At 64.1% G+C, this 17,954-nt stretch carries 13 protein-coding genes; 6 read left to right on the plus strand and 7 right to left on the minus strand.

Going from position 1 to position 17,954, the window contains the following annotated elements; all coding sequences use genetic code 11:
* Positions 1-2 precede the first annotated feature (2 nt).
* Together rfbB and rfbA are read right to left on the minus strand one after the other, a co-directional pair.
* Complete coding sequence (rfbB, locus tag BRAO375_RS06940; RefSeq protein WP_009026749.1) at positions 3-1,076, minus strand: dTDP-glucose 4,6-dehydratase; 1,074 nt, start codon at positions 1,074-1,076, stop codon at positions 3-5.
* Positions 1,077-1,091: 15 nt separating this feature from the next.
* Positions 1,092-1,967, minus strand: coding sequence for a glucose-1-phosphate thymidylyltransferase RfbA (rfbA, locus tag BRAO375_RS06945; RefSeq protein ID WP_009026750.1), 876 nt, complete (start codon positions 1,965-1,967; stop codon positions 1,092-1,094).
* A gap of 109 nt (positions 1,968-2,076) precedes the next feature.
* On the opposite strand from rfbA, the gene rfbC reads away from it, so the two are divergent.
* Complete coding sequence (gene rfbC / locus BRAO375_RS06950; protein WP_009026751.1) at positions 2,077-2,631, plus strand: dTDP-4-dehydrorhamnose 3,5-epimerase; 555 nt, start codon at positions 2,077-2,079, stop codon at positions 2,629-2,631.
* Complete coding sequence (gene rfbD / locus BRAO375_RS06955; RefSeq protein ID WP_009026752.1) at positions 2,631-3,536, plus strand: dTDP-4-dehydrorhamnose reductase; 906 nt, start codon at positions 2,631-2,633, stop codon at positions 3,534-3,536. The genes rfbC and rfbD overlap by 1 nt, the downstream gene beginning before the upstream one ends.
* Before the next feature lie 6 nt (positions 3,537-3,542).
* On the opposite strand, the gene BRAO375_RS06960 is transcribed toward rfbD, so the two are convergent.
* Together BRAO375_RS06960 and BRAO375_RS35650 are read right to left on the minus strand one after the other, a co-directional pair.
* A complete protein-coding gene (locus BRAO375_RS06960) occupies positions 3,543-6,905 on the minus strand; it encodes a tetratricopeptide repeat protein (protein ID WP_083842443.1) in 3,363 nt (1,120 codons plus the stop codon).
* Between the two features lie 131 nt (positions 6,906-7,036).
* On the minus strand, positions 7,037-8,050 hold the full coding sequence (locus BRAO375_RS35650) for a helix-turn-helix domain-containing protein (RefSeq protein ID WP_009026755.1): 1,014 nt from the start codon (positions 8,048-8,050) through the stop codon (positions 7,037-7,039).
* 141 nt (positions 8,051-8,191) lie between these two features.
* Here BRAO375_RS35650 and BRAO375_RS06970 point away from each other — a divergent pair, with 141 nt between their 5' ends.
* A complete protein-coding gene (locus BRAO375_RS06970) occupies positions 8,192-9,163 on the plus strand; it encodes a Hint domain-containing protein (RefSeq protein ID WP_009026756.1) in 972 nt (323 codons plus the stop codon).
* A 74-nt stretch (positions 9,164-9,237) separates the two neighbouring features.
* On the opposite strand, the gene BRAO375_RS06975 is transcribed toward BRAO375_RS06970, so the two are convergent.
* The 3 genes from BRAO375_RS06975 to BRAO375_RS06985 all read right to left on the minus strand — a co-directional run bounded on the left by BRAO375_RS06975 (position 9,238) and on the right by BRAO375_RS06985 (position 15,097).
* Positions 9,238-11,613, minus strand: a complete 2,376-nt coding sequence (locus BRAO375_RS06975; RefSeq protein ID WP_009026757.1) for a glycosyltransferase family 2 protein — start codon at positions 11,611-11,613, stop codon at positions 9,238-9,240.
* The gene (locus tag BRAO375_RS06980) at positions 11,610-14,102 is read right to left on the minus strand and encodes a glycosyltransferase (RefSeq protein WP_009026758.1); all 2,493 of its coding nucleotides are present in this window, start codon (positions 14,100-14,102) and stop codon (positions 11,610-11,612) included. The genes BRAO375_RS06975 and BRAO375_RS06980 overlap by 4 nt, the downstream gene beginning before the upstream one ends.
* A gap of 65 nt (positions 14,103-14,167) precedes the next feature.
* On the minus strand, positions 14,168-15,097 hold the full coding sequence (locus tag BRAO375_RS06985; protein WP_009026759.1) for a hypothetical protein: 930 nt from the start codon (positions 15,095-15,097) through the stop codon (positions 14,168-14,170).
* A gap of 235 nt (positions 15,098-15,332) precedes the next feature.
* On the opposite strand from BRAO375_RS06985, the gene BRAO375_RS06990 reads away from it, so the two are divergent.
* Genes BRAO375_RS06990 through BRAO375_RS06995 form a run of 3 tightly spaced genes read left to right on the plus strand, consistent with a single transcriptional unit; the run spans position 15,333 to position 17,943 of the window.
* Positions 15,333-16,790 carry a glycosyltransferase family 4 protein gene (locus BRAO375_RS06990; protein ID WP_009026760.1) on the plus strand — a complete coding sequence of 486 codons (1,458 nt, stop codon included), beginning with the start codon at positions 15,333-15,335 and terminating at the stop codon, positions 16,788-16,790.
* 47 nt (positions 16,791-16,837) lie between these two features.
* Entirely contained in the window at positions 16,838-17,146 is a 309-nt protein-coding gene (locus BRAO375_RS37245) for a hypothetical protein (RefSeq protein WP_139031327.1), read from the plus strand.
* 47 nt (positions 17,147-17,193) lie between these two features.
* Entirely contained in the window at positions 17,194-17,943 is a 750-nt protein-coding gene (locus BRAO375_RS06995) for a metallophosphoesterase family protein (RefSeq protein ID WP_009026762.1), read from the plus strand.
* The last annotated feature ends 11 nt before the right edge of the window (positions 17,944-17,954 follow it).

Below are 17,954 nucleotides of genomic sequence, written 5' to 3' on the forward strand. Positions count from 1 at the left end.
GATCAATGCGCTGCCTTGCGGCCGAGCCGCTCGGTCTGATAGCCGCGCTGCAGGATCGCCTGCCACCACGGCTTCTCCTGGACATACCAGCGGACGGTCTTGGCGATGCCGGTCTCGAAGTTCTCCTCGGCGCGCCAGCCGAGCTCGCGCTCCAGCTTGGAGGCGTCGATCGCGTAGCGGCGGTCGTGGCCGGGGCGGTCGGTGACGAAGCTGATCAGCTGGCGGCGGCCGCCCTGCGGAGATGGGGCGACCTCGTCGAGCAGGTCGCAGATGGTCTCGACGACGTGCAGGTTGGTGCGCTCGTTGCGGCCGCCGACATTGTAGGTCTCGCCGACCGCACCGCGCTCCACCACCAGGGTCAGCGCCTTGGCGTGGTCCTCGACGAACAGCCAGTCGCGGATGTTCTGGCCGTCGCCATAGACCGGCAGCTTCTCGAAGCCGAGGCCCTTGATGATCATGTGCGGGATCAGCTTCTCGGGGAAGTGATACGGCCCGTAATTGTTCGAGCAGTTGGTGATCATGGTCGGCAGCTCGTAGGTCTCGCGCCAGGCCCGCACCAGATGGTCGGACGAGGCCTTGCTCGCCGAATAGGGCGAGTTGGGCGCGTAAGCCGTGGTCTCGGTGAACAGGCCGGTGTCGCCGAGCGTGCCGAACACCTCATCGGTCGAGATGTGCAGGAAGCGGAAGCCCGCGCGCTTCTCGGGCGACAGCGTGCGGAAGTGGCGCAGCGTCTCCTGCAGTAGCGTGAAGGTGCCGACGATGTTGGTCTGGATGAACTCGCCGGGGCCGTCGATCGAGCGGTCGACATGGCTCTCGGCGGCGAGGTTCATCACCGCGTCCGGCTGGTACTTGTCGAACAGCTTGCGCAAGGCGCTGGCGTCGCAGATGTCGGCCTGCTCGAAGGCGTAATGCGGATTGCCGACCGCGCCGGGCAGCGAATCGAGATTGGCGGCGTAGGTCAGCTTGTCGATATTGACCACGCGCGCATGGGTGTCGCGCAGGAGGTGCCGCACCACGGCCGAGCCGATGAAGCCGGCGCCGCCGGTGACGAAGATGGTCGAGCCCTTGAAACGCATCGATGCCTCCTGGCGTCAGCGGTGGAAGGAGCGGGAGACGGATTGCAGATATTCGCCGTAGCTGCTCTTGGCCGTCTTGGCGGCGACCTTGTCGAACTGCTCCAGCGAGATGTAGCCCTGGCGCAGCGCGATCTCCTCGGGGCAGGCGATGCGCAGGCCCTGGCGCTGCTCGAGGATCTGCACGAAATGGCTGGCCTCGACGAGGGAGGCATGGGTGCCGGTGTCGAGCCAGGCGAAGCCGCGGCCGAGCACCTCGACATAGAGGTCGCCGCGCCTGAGATAGGCGTTGTTGACGTCGGTGATCTCGATCTCGCCGCGCGCCGACGGCTTGACGTCGGCGGCGATGCTCACCACATCGTTGTCGTAGAAATACAGGCCCGTGACAGCGACGTTGGATTTCGGCTGTTTGGGTTTTTCCTCGATCGACAGCGCCTTGCCGGTGCCGTCGAGCTCGACCACGCCATAGGCCTGCGGCTCGTTGACGACATAGCCGAACACGGTCGCGCCCTTCTTGCGGAACGAGGCGCTCGACAGCATGCTCGGCAGGCCGTGGCCGTAGAAGATGTTGTCGCCGAGGATCAACGCGACCGAATCGTTGCCGATGAACTCGCGGCCGACGATGAAGGCGTCCGCAAGCCCGCGTGGCGTCTCCTGGGTCGCGTATTGGAAGCGCAGTCCGATCTCGTGGCCGTCGCCGAGCAGGCGCTGGAACAGCGGCTTGTCCAGCGGGGTCGAGATGATCAGGATGTCGCGGATGCCGGCCAGCATCAGCGTCGACAGCGGATAATAGATCATCGGCTTGTCGAACACCGGCAGCAATTGCTTGGAAACAACCGTTGTCACCGGGTACAGGCGCGAGCCCGTGCCGCCGGCGAGAATGATGCCTTTCATGGCGCCTCTCGGTGAGCAATAAATGTTAAGTTAACAGATGACGTGCGTTGCACAAGTTAGATATAGGGATAGGGTAAATTGGTGTGACCCCTTATTTTCAGCGTTGCCAATGAACGTCATCAGAACCGACCTTCCGGAAGTTATCATTCTCGAACCCAAACTGTTCGGTGATCACAGGGGCTTCTTCCTGGAGACGTTCCAGGCTGCCCGATACCGTGAATTGGGTATTGTCGGGCCGTTCGTGCAGGACAACATGTCCCGCTCGTCCTATGGTGTGCTGCGCGGGCTGCACCTGCAGAACCCGAACACGCAAGGCAAGCTGGTCAGCGCGATGCGGGGCCGGGTGCTGGATGTGGCGGTCGATGTCCGGGTCGGCAGCCCGCATTTCGGCAAGCACGTCGCCGTGGAACTGTCCGACGAGAACCGCCGCCAGCTCTGGGTTCCCCGCGGCTTCGCCCACGGCTTCGTCGTGCTCTCGGAGAGCGCGGACTTCTTCTACAAATGCGATGACTATTACAGCCCCAAGGACGAGATGTCGGTGCGCTGGAACGATCCGGCGATCGGCATCGACTGGGGCGTCGCCGAGCCGAAACTGTCGCCGAAGGACGCCGAGGCGCCGCTGCTGGCGGATGCCAAGAATCTTCCGGTTTACGGGCAGATCTGATGCGCATCCTGATCACCGGAACCAGCGGACAGGTCGGTCGCGCATTGCGCGAGGTGTTGTCGGCCCGTGGCGCGGATGAGCTGCTCTGCCCGCCGCGCGCGGAGTTCGATCTGGCGCAGCCGGCCAGCCTCGCGAGCGCGCTGGATCGGTTCGCGCCGGATCTCATCCTCAATCCGGCCGCCTATACCGCCGTCGACCGCGCCGAGGACGAGGTCGAACTCGCGATGACGATCAACGGCCGCGCGCCGGGCGTGATCGCACAATGGGCGGCGGGGCGGCGCGTGCCGCTGCTGCACGTCTCGACCGATTACGTGTTCGACGGCTCCGGCGAGCGCCCCTGGCGCGAGGACGATCCGGTCGGCCCGCTGTCGGCCTATGGCCGCAGCAAGCTCGCGGGCGAGGAAGCGGTGCGCAGCGCCGGCGGACCGCATCTGATCGTGCGGACCGCCTGGGTGTTCGCGTCCGAAGGCGCCAATTTCATGCGCACCATGATCCGCCTGGCGCGTGAGCGCGAGAGCCTGCGGGTCGTTGCGGACCAGAAGGGCACGCCGACCTCGGCGCGCAGCATCGCGCAAGCGATCGCGGCGATCCTGGCGCAGGGCACGGCTGACCTGCCGGCCGCGTTCGCCAAGGCCGAAGGTCTCGTGCATCTGACCAATTCCGGCGCGACCAGCTGGCACGGCTTCGCCAGCGCCATCGTCGACGGCCTGCGCCAGCGCGACATTGCGGTGAAGGCCGCGGCGGTCGAGGCGATCACCACGGCGGATTTCCCGACCAAGGCGAAGCGGCCGGCGAATTCGCAGCTTGATCTGTCGCGGTTGTCGACGGCCTACGGCATCGTGCCGCCGACCTGGCAGGAGGCGCTGGCGCGCGAGCTCGACGAGGTTGCGCCGAGCCTGCGCTGACGGCGCTCAGGCGCGGCGCTTCTTGCGCCCGAAGGCCTGCCGGCTCCAGTGCCGGTCGGTCGATTTGTAGCGGACCGGGCAGTGGATGCCGATCACCCGCTGCAGCGCGCCGAGGCTCATGATCTGGGTTCTCGCGAGCAGCTGCTCCGACATGTCCTCAGTCCATTCCTGGGCGAATGCCCGCGTCAGCAAACCGGGGCCAGTCGCCAGCCAGACAAGGTCGTGGTCGCCGCGATTGAGTCCCGTGACGGCCAGGCGCAGCGCACGCAAGATTACTGGATGACGTGGCGCTACCGCGATGAAGTTGTTTCCGATCGAGCCGTAGCTTTCCTGATAGACGACCAGGGTCGCACGCGGAGATACAAACGTGTCAATCGGCGCAAGGCAGCGATCGTCCGCATCGGCGTAGATTCCGCCATGGGTCGCCAGATAGGCAAGACGGAAGATGTCGGCTTTCTGGGCCGGCATCCGTGCCCGCTTATAGGCCGACAGCACCTCATCGCCGTGATCGCGCTCGATGAGACCCGTTGCCTCGGAATCATCGAAGCGGATCAAATCAAAGGCCGGATTCAATGTCTTCCAAGTCTGCATAAGCTCGACCACGTCCTGCGGAGGCTCGTGATCCCAAAATTGAACAATACGAGCAGGGATGTTTGACGACAGGCCAGGAGATCCTTCGCCCGTCACGATCGAGCGGTAAGCGCGGCGCAGATCCACAGCCGCAAAAATTGCGGCGGCGGTATAATCGGGGTGCTTGAGTATGAGATCTCGGAGAGCTGCCATGCGAGGCTCGCCTTGGAGTTCTTTCGCGCGTCGCAGCGAAGCGAGCGCTTCCGAGTCCAGCGAGAACTCATCGATCATTTGGCCTACCTGATTCTGCGAAGGACTCAACGATTTGTTCTTGAGCGTCAGGGATCCCCTCGATAGTTCGGTGAACTTTTGCAGAGCGGCGCGTGCTGTGTCGACATCCAGATCCATCAAGGCTGCCCGAGCCAGCTCGTGGTGTGCTGCTGGCCCTGGAGGGTGCAAGTCTCGCGCTTCTCTATACGCTGTTATAGCTTCCGGATACCTGAACATCGCTTCGGCAACCCGCCCGCGCAGCAGCGCAGTACGTGATTCTTCAACGGGATTCGACGCGGGCGATTCCGAAAGCAATTGCGTAGCGTGCTCGTACTCGCCTAGCTCCGTCGCGAGTTGAACTTGATGAGACCAGAGCAAGAAGTTCGACCGGAGCTCTCTTGGTAAATTGGCAAGGATGTCTGCGGCGCTGATCCAATCTCGAAGCTGGCGGAGGAATTCGACCTTCAATCCGGTGAGTTCAGGTGCAAGTCCAAGCTTCGCTATTCCATCGTCGAGCGTCCTCATCGCCTGGTCGCGAGATCCCGCCGCAAATAGCGCGCGCGCTTTGCCCAGCCAGCATGAGACATTGGTTGGGTGCTGATGTAGCGCGCTTCCATAGAGCTCTTCGGCTTCTGCCCATTTCTCCTTTTGTGCCAGAATGTCGGCTAGCTCCAGTAGAGCCCCAACATGACGGCCATCAATTGACAAGGCGCGTTCTAGCCATTGCGTTGCTGAATCAATTCGACCGAACGACCTTTCCTCGACCGCAACCGCCAGCGCCGCCTGAACATTCTGCGGATCTATTGCAATAATCTCCATAAATGTCCGAAGTGCATCATTGCGGAACCCTTGCCGGCGTAAATTGAACCCAAGCGTCATAAGCGCTTTTGAGTTTCGCGGATACTCCTCCAGTATGGCCATCACAATCTCGGTGGCTTCGACATAACGGCCGAGCTCAATAAGCTCGGTGGCAACATCCAGTCGGCGGTCGAAATTTGAAGTATCGATCGCGCTAATACGTCGAAATATACTCAGCGCAGCCGGGCGATCGCCACGTCGACGATAAACCTGCGCAAGGCCATTAAGAGCTCCGATGTGATCGGACCTCTTGGCTAGCGCTGCGCAAAAAAGCGCTTCTGCGTCTTCCAAGCCGTGTCGTGCTGTAGCTATTTGTCCAAGCGCAACCAGAGCTCCGACGTTTTCTGGATCAACTGTCAAAACCTGCTTCAGCTCGACTTCTGCCTCAAGTAGTTTGCCCTGCCGATACAACGCTTGTCCTAACCCTGTCCTCGCGCTTGCCTTGTTCCGGCATCGTGAGAAAGCGCTGCGAAAGACGCGTTCTGCATCTTCATAATTGCTTAGTTGCATCTCAAGGTGTCCAATCTCCAAAAGGAGGTTGGAGTCGCCGATGGTCGCCTCTGCCTTTATAAACGCGTCCAGTGCTTCGGTAGGTCGGCCGGCTGCTTTAAGGGCGTTCGCGAGGGCTAGTCTTGTGGGGCCGTGCTCAGGCCATTCTGATAGGATCTTTTTGTACTCGGCTATTTCTGCCTCGGTGTCTCCCAGTTGTCGAAGCGCCTTTCCAATCTCGGTCCAGGCATTTACGTTGCGAGGGTCGCATTCTTTGGCGATAGAAAGATGCTCTATTGCGGCGTGAGGATCGCCAAGCTCGCGCATAGTTACGCCTAGCGCGTGATGGTGAGCCCCATTTTTTGGCTGCAGCCGCGCCAACCTCAAGAATATCTGAACTGCGAGATCAAGACGCGTCTGCTTGCGGAATACGTAAGCAAGCGCATTGAGCGCTCTCGGGTTATCCGGCGCCTCACCCAGAACTGCTTCGAGTCGCTCTTGAGCCTCGTCTAGGAGGCCCGCGTCGCGCAGCCAGTGGCCTAGGTCTATTTGCAGGTTAACATCGGAGGATGAGCCCGCAACCGCTTTCCGTAGAAAAGAGATGGCTTCCTCCGCTCGCCCTGACGCTTTCATCAAACGAGCCACCAGGGCTAATGCCGCTTGGTCGCCCGGGGATGAACTGTCAAGTTCGAGGCCTATTTGAAGGACTTGTTCGATTCGACCAGTCCGTCCAAGTAGGTCGACAAGATGGCTGAGGGCCGGAGCTCGAGTTTGAGCATGGCGGCTGGCTGCCTGGAGTGCCGAAATAGCATCGTCATGGCGCCCCTGGGATGCAAGTGCAAGCCCGAGGACGAGACTGGCTTCTCCATTCTCGGGATCCAATTCGAGTAGTTGGCGGCAAGAGTATTCGGAGCGCTTAAAATCGTTTTCGAGTACATAGGCGCGGGCAATACCGATGAGCGCGGATCTGTTCTGGGGGGCGGTCGAGAGGACGTCTTCAAACGTGGAGCGTGCTTCCTGAGCATTGCCTAACTCCAGATGGCTGTATGCACACTGCACGACCACGTTTATATTTGATGGATCAAGCTCTCGCGCAGCGCAAAACGCCCTAAGCGATCCAGTCCAGTCGCCCTCGGCGCGCAGCCTTAAACCTATTTCGATCAACTCGTGTGGCCTGCTCATGATCTCGATTGTCCACGATCCGCTTTAGCCGTGCTCAAATTAAATATACCAGAGGTGGTGCGCGTTCACGTTCGGTCGAAGTTAATTCGGGTTGCGGCTGATCTCTTGCTTGCAGAGAGGTACTGGGCGCATCAACCGATTTCGATCAGCCCAAGTGCAAGGAGGCCCAGGCCTTCCTTCGCTCGCCTGTCTGCGAGTGCCGGTTGTGCCCCCCTTCGCGATTGTCGCGGGCTTTCGCCGAAGGCTTGGCGGTAGGCGCGGTTGAAGGAGGCGATGCTCTTGAAGCCGGTGCCGTAGGCCACGGGGGCGATCCTTCTGTTCAGCAGACCTGGCTCCTTGATCGTTTCGCGGACGCGCTCGAGACGGCGGGCTCGGACGTAGCTGGCGACGCCGCCGACCGGCTCAAACAGGCGATACAGCGAGGCGCGCGACAGGCCGAAGGCGCGTGCGAGGGTTGCTGCGCTGAGGTCGCGCGCGTTCAGATTGGCGTCGATGTAGTTGCGGATGGTCACGAAGGACGCCAGCTCGGACGATGGATCGTTCGTTGTTTGAACGTCGGCCGAGAGCAGGCTCATCGCCAGCGTGGCGACGCCGTCGGTCGCGTCGTCGAGCGCCTGCCGGCCAGTGCGCTGCACCTCCTCGACGATGGTTTGCAGTGCGGCGCCGAGCACTGCGACAGCAGCGCTGGCGGAGAGGACGCGGCCGTGGACCCGGTCATCGGACGTACCGCTTAATCGTGTCGGCGCCAGCCACAGGGTGATGCACGACGACGTTGCTTCGTCGTCCTGCCACGCAAGACGGAAGGGGTAGCGAAGGCTGAACACGCCGACGCTTCCCGCCGGACACGATCGCTTTTCGACCTGGGTTTCGAGGCTCAGCGTGCCCGCGCGAACCAGGCACAGTCCGATCTGATCAAACGTACGACCATTCACGACGCGCGGGACGCGGAGCAACTCCCGTGGTCCGCCTTGATGCACGCTGAGGGCGCCGCGTTGCGTTGCCCACACCTTGAAATCGTCGTTCGGCGACGCGATCCGATCATCAGCTATGTCGAACACCGGAAACAAAACATTGCGCCACTGCCACGGGGCAGGCGCGTCACAGATCGGCAGATCGAGGTGTTCAGCGCAATTAGTCAGATCCATACGAGGTAATTGGTGGCCGCTGATTTTGCAATTCGTCTCAGATTGTTACCAAATCGTTTACGGAGCGCGTATGTTAATTGCTCGCCTTTTATCACATTGATAACAGATCCCGGCAATCGATTTCAGTAATGGGGTGTTTCTATGGCCGCGACCGAAACGTTCAACTACGCCTATCAGTTGAGTCTGTCTGGCACAAAATTCAAGATTGTGGATGCCAACCTCAGCACCAGCATCGTCAATGCGGTCGGCGGAGGCGTCATCGTCAAAGACCCGACCCCAACTGACGACATGACCGCTGGCGACAGGATCAAGGTCACCGATGTCAGCGTCGGAAATCTTGCCACGGGCAATTATGATTTCATCGCTGTGGCAGACGCCAAGGATCATGGTTCGACGATCAGCGGCATCATCGTCCAAGGTCCGAACGGGACGTACTATTTTCTGACGGACTCCCCTTACTCGGGAAATCTGGGCGGTGCGAACGGCAACCTCAAGATCACGTCATACGAGACGACGATCTGCTTCTTCGCCGGCACCATGATCCGGACCCCTGACGGCGAGGTCGCCGTCGAGACGCTGAAGCGGGGTGACCAGGTCCTCACGCATGACGGAAGCGTCGCGACGGTCGACTGGCTGGGCGTGCAGACCATCTCGCTGCGCTTTGCCGACAAGCTGCGCGTGCTGCCGATCCGGATCAAGGCGGGGGCGCTCGGCGACAACGTGCCGGCGCGCGATCTGCTCGTCTCGCCCGACCATGCGATCCTGGTCGAGGGTGCCCTGATCCATGCTGGCGCGCTCGTCAACGGCACCTCGATCGTGCGCGAGGCCGACGTGCCGACGACCTTCACCTACTACCATGTCGAGGTCGAGGACCACTCGCTCATCCTCGCCGAGAACACGCCGGCGGAGACCTTCGTCGACAACATCGATCGGCTGCATTTCGACAATTGGGCCGAGCACGAGGCGCTCTATCCCAACGGCAAGCCGATCAACGAGCTGCCCTATCCGCGCGCCAAGTCGCACCGGCAGGTGCCGGTCGCCACGCGCGTGATGCTGGCGGCCCGTGCCCAGGCGCTGGTGCCGGGCTCGGCGGATGACAGCGCGGCGGCGTAAGTCGACGACCCGGATCCTGCAATAGAAAACGGGCGGCGCCACTGGCGCCGCCCGTTTTGCTTTGCGAAGGTCGTTCAGATCCCCGAAGGCACGTCGCGCGCGAGTGGCGGCTCGTTCAACCGCGGCTCGCGGTCGCCGGGCGGCCAGGCCAACGCGCCATAGGGCACGCCGTTGCGCGCGAGCAGCGGGCTGTACAGCGGATCTGCGATCAGATGCTCGCCCCAGCGTGCGCGCAACATGTCGAGCTCACGCTCATAGCGATGACGGCGGTCGGCGCGGCGGTCCTTGCCGCGACTGGCCGATTCGGCATGGATCAAACGGGCATGCGGCGTCAGCACGATCCGTTTCCCGGCCTCACGCAGCCGCAGACAATAGTCGACATCGTTGTAGGTGATGGGAAAGCGGAGTTCGTCCATGCCGCCGACCTCGAGATAGTCGCTGCGACGGGTGACCAGACAGGCCGCGGTCACCGCGCTGCACTCATGACTCACGCGCAGCAGGTCGAGGTAGCTGCCATCATCCGCCATGCGGTCTGTGAAGGCATGCGCGGCGGCGAAATTGCTCCCGAGTACGATACCGCCGTGCTGGACCACGCCGCCGGGCCATGTCAGGACGGCGCCGACGGCGCCGACGTCGGGCTCGGCAAGGCGCGTCAGCATCTCCTCGAGCCAGCCATCATCGCGCGCCTCGATGTCGTTGTTGAGCAGGCAAAGGACGTCACTGTCGAGCGTCGCTGCGGCGCGATTGTTCAGCCGGGCGAAGTTGAACGGCCCGGGGACTTTGAGGGTCGCGATCCCGCGGTTGGGCAGCGCGGCAAGATACGCCAGCGTCTCCGGGTCCGAGCTATCGTTATCGATCACCAGGATCTCGGCATGGGCGCGCGCCGCGGCGGGCGCGATGCTGTCGAGACAGGTCCGCAGCAGCGTCAATTGGTCGCGGGTAGGGATCACGATGGTCGTGCGCTGCCGCTCGATCTCGCGGCGGACGCGGACCGCCGGAAACAGGTCGCCGTCGCTGACCGTCACCTTGGCCGGCAGACCACGCGTCTCCAGATGCATCCGAGTTGCGGAGGCCAGATGCTGGCTCGCGGTCGCGACGTCGAAGCGCTCGACCGTGCCGAGCGAGCCGGGCAGGTGCAGCACCGAGGCTGCGGCCGGTCCGGGCACGTCGAATGACGCATTGAAGAGCCGATAGAGATTGTCGGGTCGGACCACCAGTGCAACGCGGGCGGCATTGGTGCGAAGAGCGAACAGATGCGCGCAGTAACCCTGCTCCAGCATGCGTTCGTAATCGAAGGCCGAAAACGCCATCGGCCATAACTGACCGTCGGATGCGACCAGGTCGACGTCGCCATAAAGCGCGACGGACTCGGGATGCTGATCCAAGGCCGCGGCAATTCGGGCGAGCGCGTTCGGTGCGAGCAGGGCGCCGGCAGCAAGCGCCACGATGGCATCCGAATCCGCTGCGACCTCGTCGAGAAACTCCTCGAACGCATCGGCATCGAGCGCTGGCGCCGGCGCTTCGAGGATTCCGGCCGTCCAATGCGTGTAGCTCTGGGCCTCGAGCGAATCGATCGTCCGCTCGGCTCCTGTCTGCCCGACGATGATCACCGACAGCTGCAGCTGACTTTCGGCCGGGGCCGGCAGCGGAAAGCGGTCGCGCCAAGGTGTGTAGCTCGCAAGCGGCAGCGACGACGGGATGATCTGGTCGTAGAGCTCGCCGCGCAGGCGTTCGGACGGCAGCTCACCGAGGCGCTCCAGCGTGCCGGCCAGGCCGTCGGGAAAGGCCACGAACATCGTGCTCGCCGGGATCGGCTCACGCGAGTCCTTGCGCATCGTCAACTGGTGCACGCGACCATCGGCGAAGCGCTCGGGCAGATGCACATCGAAGGCACGAACGTTGCGGCCGTCAGCCGGATCGGACGGATCGTCGATCCGCGACCAGATCGCCGCGCGGACCTGGGCCACCGCCTCGCCGTCGACCATGATCTCCAGGGCGCCTTCGGCCGGGCTGTCGATCCAGCCCGATACCCGCAGGCCGCCATGCCAGCGCAGCCGCGCCTTGGGACGCGGATCGTCGACGCCGTCCTCGACAGAGGTCAGGTCGATGGGATGGCCGACCGCAGTCCCGAGGTTTGCAAGCCTCGCTTCCACGCGGCTGGCGGCTGAGAGCTGCGCCGCAGGAAGGCTGGCCACAAAGCCGAAGGCACCATCGCTTGCTGCGAGCCCGGCCAGCTCGGGGACGAAATTGTCGGCATGGGCGGTCGCGACCACGACGCCGTCGAGCAAAATCTCGACGGTGAAACGGCGCTCCAGATCGTTGGGGTCGACGACGAAGCCAGTTAGCGTCCCGTCGGCCAGCAGCGCGAGCCGGCTGGTCTCCGTCAGATCGTCGATCTTGGCGGCGGCTGATCGCCGCGCTGGTGGGGTCTGCCTGCGCAAGGTCGTCATGATGTCGTGATCCAGCGGGTCACCGCTGCAGCTAGAGCTTCATCGTCGGCCGTACCGGGGAGGGCAAGGTCGCCTGTCCGCGGTTCGAGCCCGTCGCCTGCCCAATTGCGATAGGCCACAGGCCGCGGCGCCAGTCTTGCCGCCTCGACGAGGGGGTGGCCGAACAGCGGTACTTCGAAATCCGTCAGGATCCAGCCAGGATTATGCGGCGCGAGCAAGTCCGGCAACTCTTCAATGGCCACCGGGCCGGTGACGAAGAGGTTCGGGAAGGACATCAGCCTGTTGTCGTCGAGGGTCTCGCCGGCGACCACGATCGGGATCGGCTTGCCCGATGCGCGGATCTGGTGGGCGACGGCCCGGATCGCCTGCCAGGCCTGGCTCGATGGGCCGGTGGGGATCACGACGAGGGAACAGGGCCGCTCCGGCTCGGCGTCGGCCAGCGCCAGTGGATGCACCGACCAGCCGTCCGCGCGGATGATGCGCTCCTGTCGTCCGGACGTCGGCCGTCCTTGCTCCTTGCGACTCTGGGCATAGCGGAGCGCCGCCTCGCTCGGAGCAAGCACGCGTTCATTGCTGAGCCCCGCGATCGCGGGCACATCGGCCGTCGTCAGCCAACGGTCCAGCGCAACGCCGAGGCGGCGGGCGATGTCGGTCACCGCGGTCGGACATGCCGGATCGATGGCTTCGATCCGCGCCGGACGCAAACGCGCGATCTCGCCTTCCGCCTCGGCGATCGCGCTCGGCGAGTCGAAGCGCAGCAGCAGAGACTGCGGCACCTCGCCGTCAGTTGCGGCGAGTCGAAAGGTGAGCCGGGCCTGTTGCGGACTGAGGATGACCGCATGCTCGCCGCTGTTGATCAACTGTCGCGCCCGTGCCTCCGCGATCGGCCGCAACGCGCCGCGTCCGGCCACGATGAGCGTCGGATGGCGCTCCCTCGCCGGAAGCATCGCCTCCAGCGCGGCGCGGGATAAGCGGAGCGGGTCAGCCGTCTCGATCGCGCGGCATTCGGCGCGGTAGCTCGGGAAGCGCCGGTCCAGGATGTCGAAATTGCGCAAGACCAAAGCGCGCTTGCTCATCTGGAACGAGAGCGAGCCGTGATGCCCGACATAGACCGACGGCGCGCAGACGTTGCGGAAGCCGGCGGTCCGGGCGCGCAGGCAGAAATCGACGTCTTCGAGATAGCCGCGCTGGAAGCTCTCCGACAGCGGGCCGATCCGGTCGAGCACGGCGCGTTTGATGTAGAGACAGAAGCCGATGCCGCTCGGCATGTCCACCGCCTCGGCGGTGTTCGCCTGCTCGGCAGCCTTGTCCCGCGCAATGATTTCCGGCTCCGGCAGCATCGCGTTCGCAGTGTCGGGCAGCGGAAAGGAAAAGAACTCGCCGTTGTTGGAGAGCGGCGTGACCGTGCCGATGTCCGGCGCCGAATAGGCAGTGGCCATGAGCCGCTCGACGAAGCCGGGCGGCACCACCGTGTCGGCGTTCAACAGCACCACGTCGCCTTGCGGGACCTGCGCCAGAGCGCGGTTGACCGCGCCGATGAAGCCCTGGTTGGTCGCATTGACCAACAGTGAGATGTCCTGGAGCGCCGCGAGCGCCTGCAGGTGAGCCTTGAGCGCCGGCTCCGGGCTGCCGTCATCGACGGCCAGGATCTGGAAGGGCGCCTTGGCGCCGCGCTGGCTGCCGACGGCGCGGGCGCGGCAGAGACTATCCAGACAGGCGATGGTGGCGTCTACATCGCCATAGACCGGCACGATCACCGTCGGGACGGCTCTGTCGTTGGCGTCGACATCCCGGCGTTCGGCCGGAGGAGAGGCAGGGCGCGGACGAAGTGGCGGCGTAGCGACCGGAGGCAGGCGATAGGTGCGAAAGATCCGCCGATCGAGCCGCAGCGTCAGGGTTTGCGCGGCGCTGGACGGAGCGCGGCGGAGGCGCAGGGCCGTTGCCTGGATCCTGCTGGTGGCGAGCGGATGAAAGGGGTCTGCGTCCAACACGCTGGTGAGCGAGCCGTCGGCGGTGTTGAGGCTGGCTTCGATCTCGGCGTCGCCGCTCCAGGCGACCCATCCGACGATCTCCGAATCGTAGATCGACAGTGCCGCCCAGCATCTCTCTCCCGCCTCGCGCAGGACGGCCATGGCCGATCGCAGGCTGGAATTGCCCGTGTCGGAGGCTAGCAATTCCCGGGCGGCCTGACGCCGGCCATCGTCATCGGCCCACGCCAACAAGCGGCGGTTGGCGCCAATGTCATGCGGTGAGATCTGGAGCGCCCGGGCAATGTCCGCGAGCGCGGCGTCGCGCTGGCCGAGGCGCCATGCAGCCTCGGCGCGCAGCACGAAACAATGCGCGAGCGGCGGAGGGTCGATCCGGCAGCGGCGATCGGCATATCTGAAGGATGCAATGAAGTCCTCGGCCGCGAGCGCCTTCGCGGCCAGCCGTTCCAGGCGCAAGTGATGGCGCGCCGGCCTTGCCAGCTCCGATATCGCCCCGTCCATGACGAACACCTTTGGCCGTCAGGCCGAAGCCCAGCCGATCGAAGTCCAAACGACCATAAATGAACCTAGCGCGCCGATCCTGCGGCGGGAACATCCTGGCGTGGACGGCTGCGGAAGACGCGCACCCGGCCGGATGACGTCTCCTTGCGGCTCGCCTTGGTCGGCTCCGGCTGCACCGGAATGGGCTCGTCGGCCGGCTGCGCGCCCTCGACATTGATGCGCAAGCCGACCAGCGGCTCGCGCCCGGTCGGGCCGGAGAGAACGACGCGACGGCCGATCGCCCGGAGCGTCGGCGCGCTCAGGAACACGGCCTCGGCGACGAATTGCAGATCGTTGGCTCCATGCATCTCAAGCACGATGCCGGTGATCGGCAGCGCGCGGCCGCGCGTTCCGGCGAAGGTTCCGAGCGGAACCATCTTGCTGTTGGCCGGTGCATTGGCGGACTGGACGGCGTAGCGGATATCGACGCCCGGCGGCATGTCCGGCCAATCAAGCATGATGCCCTCCACCCGCGAGGGGGCGGTGGGGCCGGCGATCCAACCATTCTGGCCGACCATCACGTCGCCGATGCCGGCGACATGAGCCAGCACGCGCAGACCGGGGCCGACATCCTGGGTCAAAGCCGGCGCGGGCGCCGCCGCAGCCGGCGCGTAGGCCATCGCGCTACGCGTCAGCGTCGGCGGACTGCCCGGCGAAATCGGTTCAATCCGTACGGCGGCGGCGCGCGAGCCGCCATGACGCATCGGCAGGACTTGCACCAGCAAGGTCGCCGGCGCCTCGACGCGTACGACGAGGGACGAATTGGGTTGCCAGAGCACGGCTTCATCAGCGTCGGGATGCAGCACAAGCTCGATCCGGCGCTCATGGCCGGGCGCCGGGGCCACCATCACCCGCGGCGGCGCCGTCATATCCTCGGCGCTCTTGTAGCTGACGAAGAACAGGCCCCGGTCGAGCTGGACGACTTTCTGCTGGTCAAGGTCTGTGCCGCGATTCATTCTTTACTCCCGCCCGTGCCAAGTGTCATTCACGCAGCGTCCGATGGGCATGACAAATCGACCATGCCGCTTTACCGTATTGCATAATATCACATACTTCACACTTCGCGCCCGGAAATGTTCGTTATAGTGAAAGCCCGGGCGAAATTTTTGGACATCCGTTTTTGCAGGTGATTGCACGCATCGAGAGACGCATTTGCTTTCGAATCGGGCGCGCCAGCGAGGAGATGGCCCGATGAAAGTTCTGTTCGTTCATAACAATTTCCCGGCGCAATATCGCAACCTCGCCGCGGCGCTGGCGAAGGAGCCGGGCAACGAGCTCGTGGCGATCGGCGCGGCGAATGCGCAGCCCATGCCGTCCGTTCGTCTGCTCAAATATGCGCTGGCCGGCGCGGACGTGTCCGCAACGCATCCGTTTGCACGGCGCTTCGATCTCGAATGCCGGCGGGCCGAGCAGGTGCTGTACAGTCTGTCGAGTCTCGCAGCCTCCGGCTTTTCTCCCGATGTGATTCTCGCGCATCCCGGCTGGGGCGAGACGCTGCCGCTGCGAACGATGTTTCCAAAGGCGCGCATCATTCTGTACTGCGAGTTCTTCTACGGCGCGCAGGGCCGCGATCTCGGATTCGATCCGGAATTTCCGACGCCGGGCCTCGATGGCCATATCGGCCTCCACCTCAAGAACGCGACGACTCTGCTGGCTCTGGAGGACTGCGATATCGGCGTGTCGCCGACGTCATGGCAGCATTCGACGTTCCCGACGCAGTATCAGAACAAGATCGAGATCGTGCATGAGGGCATCGATACGGCACTGGTGAAGCCCAAGCCGCTCGCGCGTCTGCGTCTGCCCGATGGCCGTGAGCTGAACCGCAACGACGAGGTCGTGACGTTCGTCGCACGCAATCTGGAGCCGCTCCGCGGCTACCACATCTTCATGCGGGCTCTGCCGAAGATCCTGGCGCGGCGACCGCAGGCTCAGGTCGTGATCATCGGCGGCGATGGCCTGTCCTATGGCCTCGCACCGCCCGCCGGCACCAACTGGAAGACGACGTTCCTCAACGAGGTCAGATCGCAGCTCGATCTGTCGCGCGTCCATTTCATGGGACGCGTGTCTTACGAGACGTTCCTGACCACCCTCCAAGTGTCGTCCGCGCACGTCTATCTGACCTATCCATTCGTGCTGTCATGGTCGATGCTGGAAGCCATGAGCGCCGGCTGCGTCGTGATCGGTTCCGACACGGCTCCGGTGCGTGAGGTGCTGCAGCATGGCGACAACGGAATGCTGGTTCCATTCCACGCCGTCGACGAACTCGCCGACCGGGTCTCGGCAGCGCTGAAGGATCGCGATCGCATGCAGCCAATGCGCGAGGCTGCGCGGCGCTATGTGATCGAGCATTTCGATGCCGAACGCGTCTGCGTGCCCAAGATGCGCAGCCTGCTCGCAGCGGAGCCGCCGCGGCCGCCGTCGCGCCGCTTTTGGCCCGGACGGATGCTGCCGCCATGGGAGCGGCGCGGCAAGGCCGGCGCGGACACGGGCGGAGCGACCGCAGAGCGAGCGGAGACCATGCCCGCCAAAGGCGGCAGCCGCGCGGGCGGGGCGGAGATCGCGGCGAAGCGGATCAAGTCGAGCCGTCGCCGATCTACTTCAGGAGCGTCCGAGACGCCGGCTGCTCAGTTTCGCCTGCCACGACGTTAGATTTCCCGATCTCGACATGTTAAACATTCGTAACAGAGCCCCGTTCATTGCAGGAGAAGCCGATGCCGTCATGCGCTCACTTTCGCCAGTCGCTTGCCGCGGGCGCAGCCAGCCTGGCCATTGGCGCGCTGCTCGGCGTCTCCGGAATGACCGCGGCCTCGGCGGCAGACGCGCCGATTCCCCGCCGCGAGGCGCGCTATGTGAAAGTCGTCACGGAACATGAGGTCTATTCGCGGACCATCCGTCATCGCCGTTGGGGTTGCCCGGATCGCTATTCGTGCATGGCTCTGTATGGAGCCTATGGTCCGTATGGTGGGGTTGGATATTGGGGTGCCTATACGGGCTGGTACCGCTGACCGGCCGCGACGGCGCGCACGGGTGACAGGCCCGACGGTAGGCTCGCATGTTTAGCAGGCTGTTGTCGCGCGTCGATCAGCGCGCGCGGATTCCCGACGGTCTTGCTCTCTATGCCATTGGCGACATCCATGGCTGCGCCGATCTGCTGGCGGATGCCTTCGCGCTGATCGACGAGGACATCGCGCGGACGCGCCCGGAGCGCGCCATCCATGTGTTCCTCGGCGACTACATCGATCGCGGTCCCGATTCGCGCCGCACGCTCGATCTGCTGCTCGCCCGCGCGCGTCGTCACCCGAGCGCATTCGTCCGGGGCAATCACGAGGCGATCCTGAGCGACGTGTTGCGTCGTGACGACCTCGTATCCGACTGGCTCCGTCTTGGTGGCTCGACCACGCTGATGTCCTACGATGTTCTCGTGCCGCGGACCAACGTGGATGGCGCGGAGCTGCGCAGGTCGCTGGCGCAGGCGTTGCCACGCGCGCATGCCGACTTCCTTGCGGCGCTGAGGCCGTCCTTCACTTGCGGCGACTTCCTCTTCGTTCACGCCGGGGTTCGACCGGGCGTCCCGCTCGCCGAGCAGAGCGAAGAGGACATGATGTGGATCCGAGAGCCGTTCCTCAGCAGCACCGAGGATTTCGGCAAGGTGGTCGTGCACGGCCACACGCCGGTTCGCGAGCCCGACATTCGCGATCATCGCATCAATATCGACGTCGGCGCCTATGCAACGGGTCGTCTGGCCGTGCTCGTCATCCGCGGCCACACGACTGATATTCGCACCGTCGGCAGATCGGGGTAGTCGTCGTGCCG

The sequence above is a fragment of the Bradyrhizobium sp. ORS 375 genome (assembly GCF_000239775.1).
Lineage (GTDB): Bacteria > Pseudomonadota > Alphaproteobacteria > Rhizobiales > Xanthobacteraceae > Bradyrhizobium.

Coding starts and splice junctions, on each gene's coding strand:
- rfbB (WP_009026749.1), bottom strand. CDS start 1,076: ATGCGTTTCAAGGGCTCGACCATCTTCGTCACCGGCGGCGCCGGCTTC.
- rfbA (WP_009026750.1), bottom strand. CDS start 1,967: ATGAAAGGCATCATTCTCGCCGGCGGCACGGGCTCGCGCCTGTACCCG.
- rfbC (WP_009026751.1), top strand. CDS start 2,077: ATGAACGTCATCAGAACCGACCTTCCGGAAGTTATCATTCTCGAACCC.
- rfbD (WP_009026752.1), top strand. CDS start 2,631: ATGCGCATCCTGATCACCGGAACCAGCGGACAGGTCGGTCGCGCATTG.
- BRAO375_RS06960 (WP_083842443.1), bottom strand. CDS start 6,905: ATGAGCAGGCCACACGAGTTGATCGAAATAGGTTTAAGGCTGCGCGCC.
- BRAO375_RS35650 (WP_009026755.1), bottom strand. CDS start 8,050: ATGGATCTGACTAATTGCGCTGAACACCTCGATCTGCCGATCTGTGAC.
- BRAO375_RS06970 (WP_009026756.1), top strand. CDS start 8,192: ATGGCCGCGACCGAAACGTTCAACTACGCCTATCAGTTGAGTCTGTCT.
- BRAO375_RS06975 (WP_009026757.1), bottom strand. CDS start 11,613: ATGACGACCTTGCGCAGGCAGACCCCACCAGCGCGGCGATCAGCCGCC.
- BRAO375_RS06980 (WP_009026758.1), bottom strand. CDS start 14,102: ATGGACGGGGCGATATCGGAGCTGGCAAGGCCGGCGCGCCATCACTTG.
- BRAO375_RS06985 (WP_009026759.1), bottom strand. CDS start 15,097: ATGAATCGCGGCACAGACCTTGACCAGCAGAAAGTCGTCCAGCTCGAC.
- BRAO375_RS06990 (WP_009026760.1), top strand. CDS start 15,333: ATGAAAGTTCTGTTCGTTCATAACAATTTCCCGGCGCAATATCGCAAC.
- BRAO375_RS06995 (WP_009026762.1), top strand. CDS start 17,194: ATGTTTAGCAGGCTGTTGTCGCGCGTCGATCAGCGCGCGCGGATTCCC.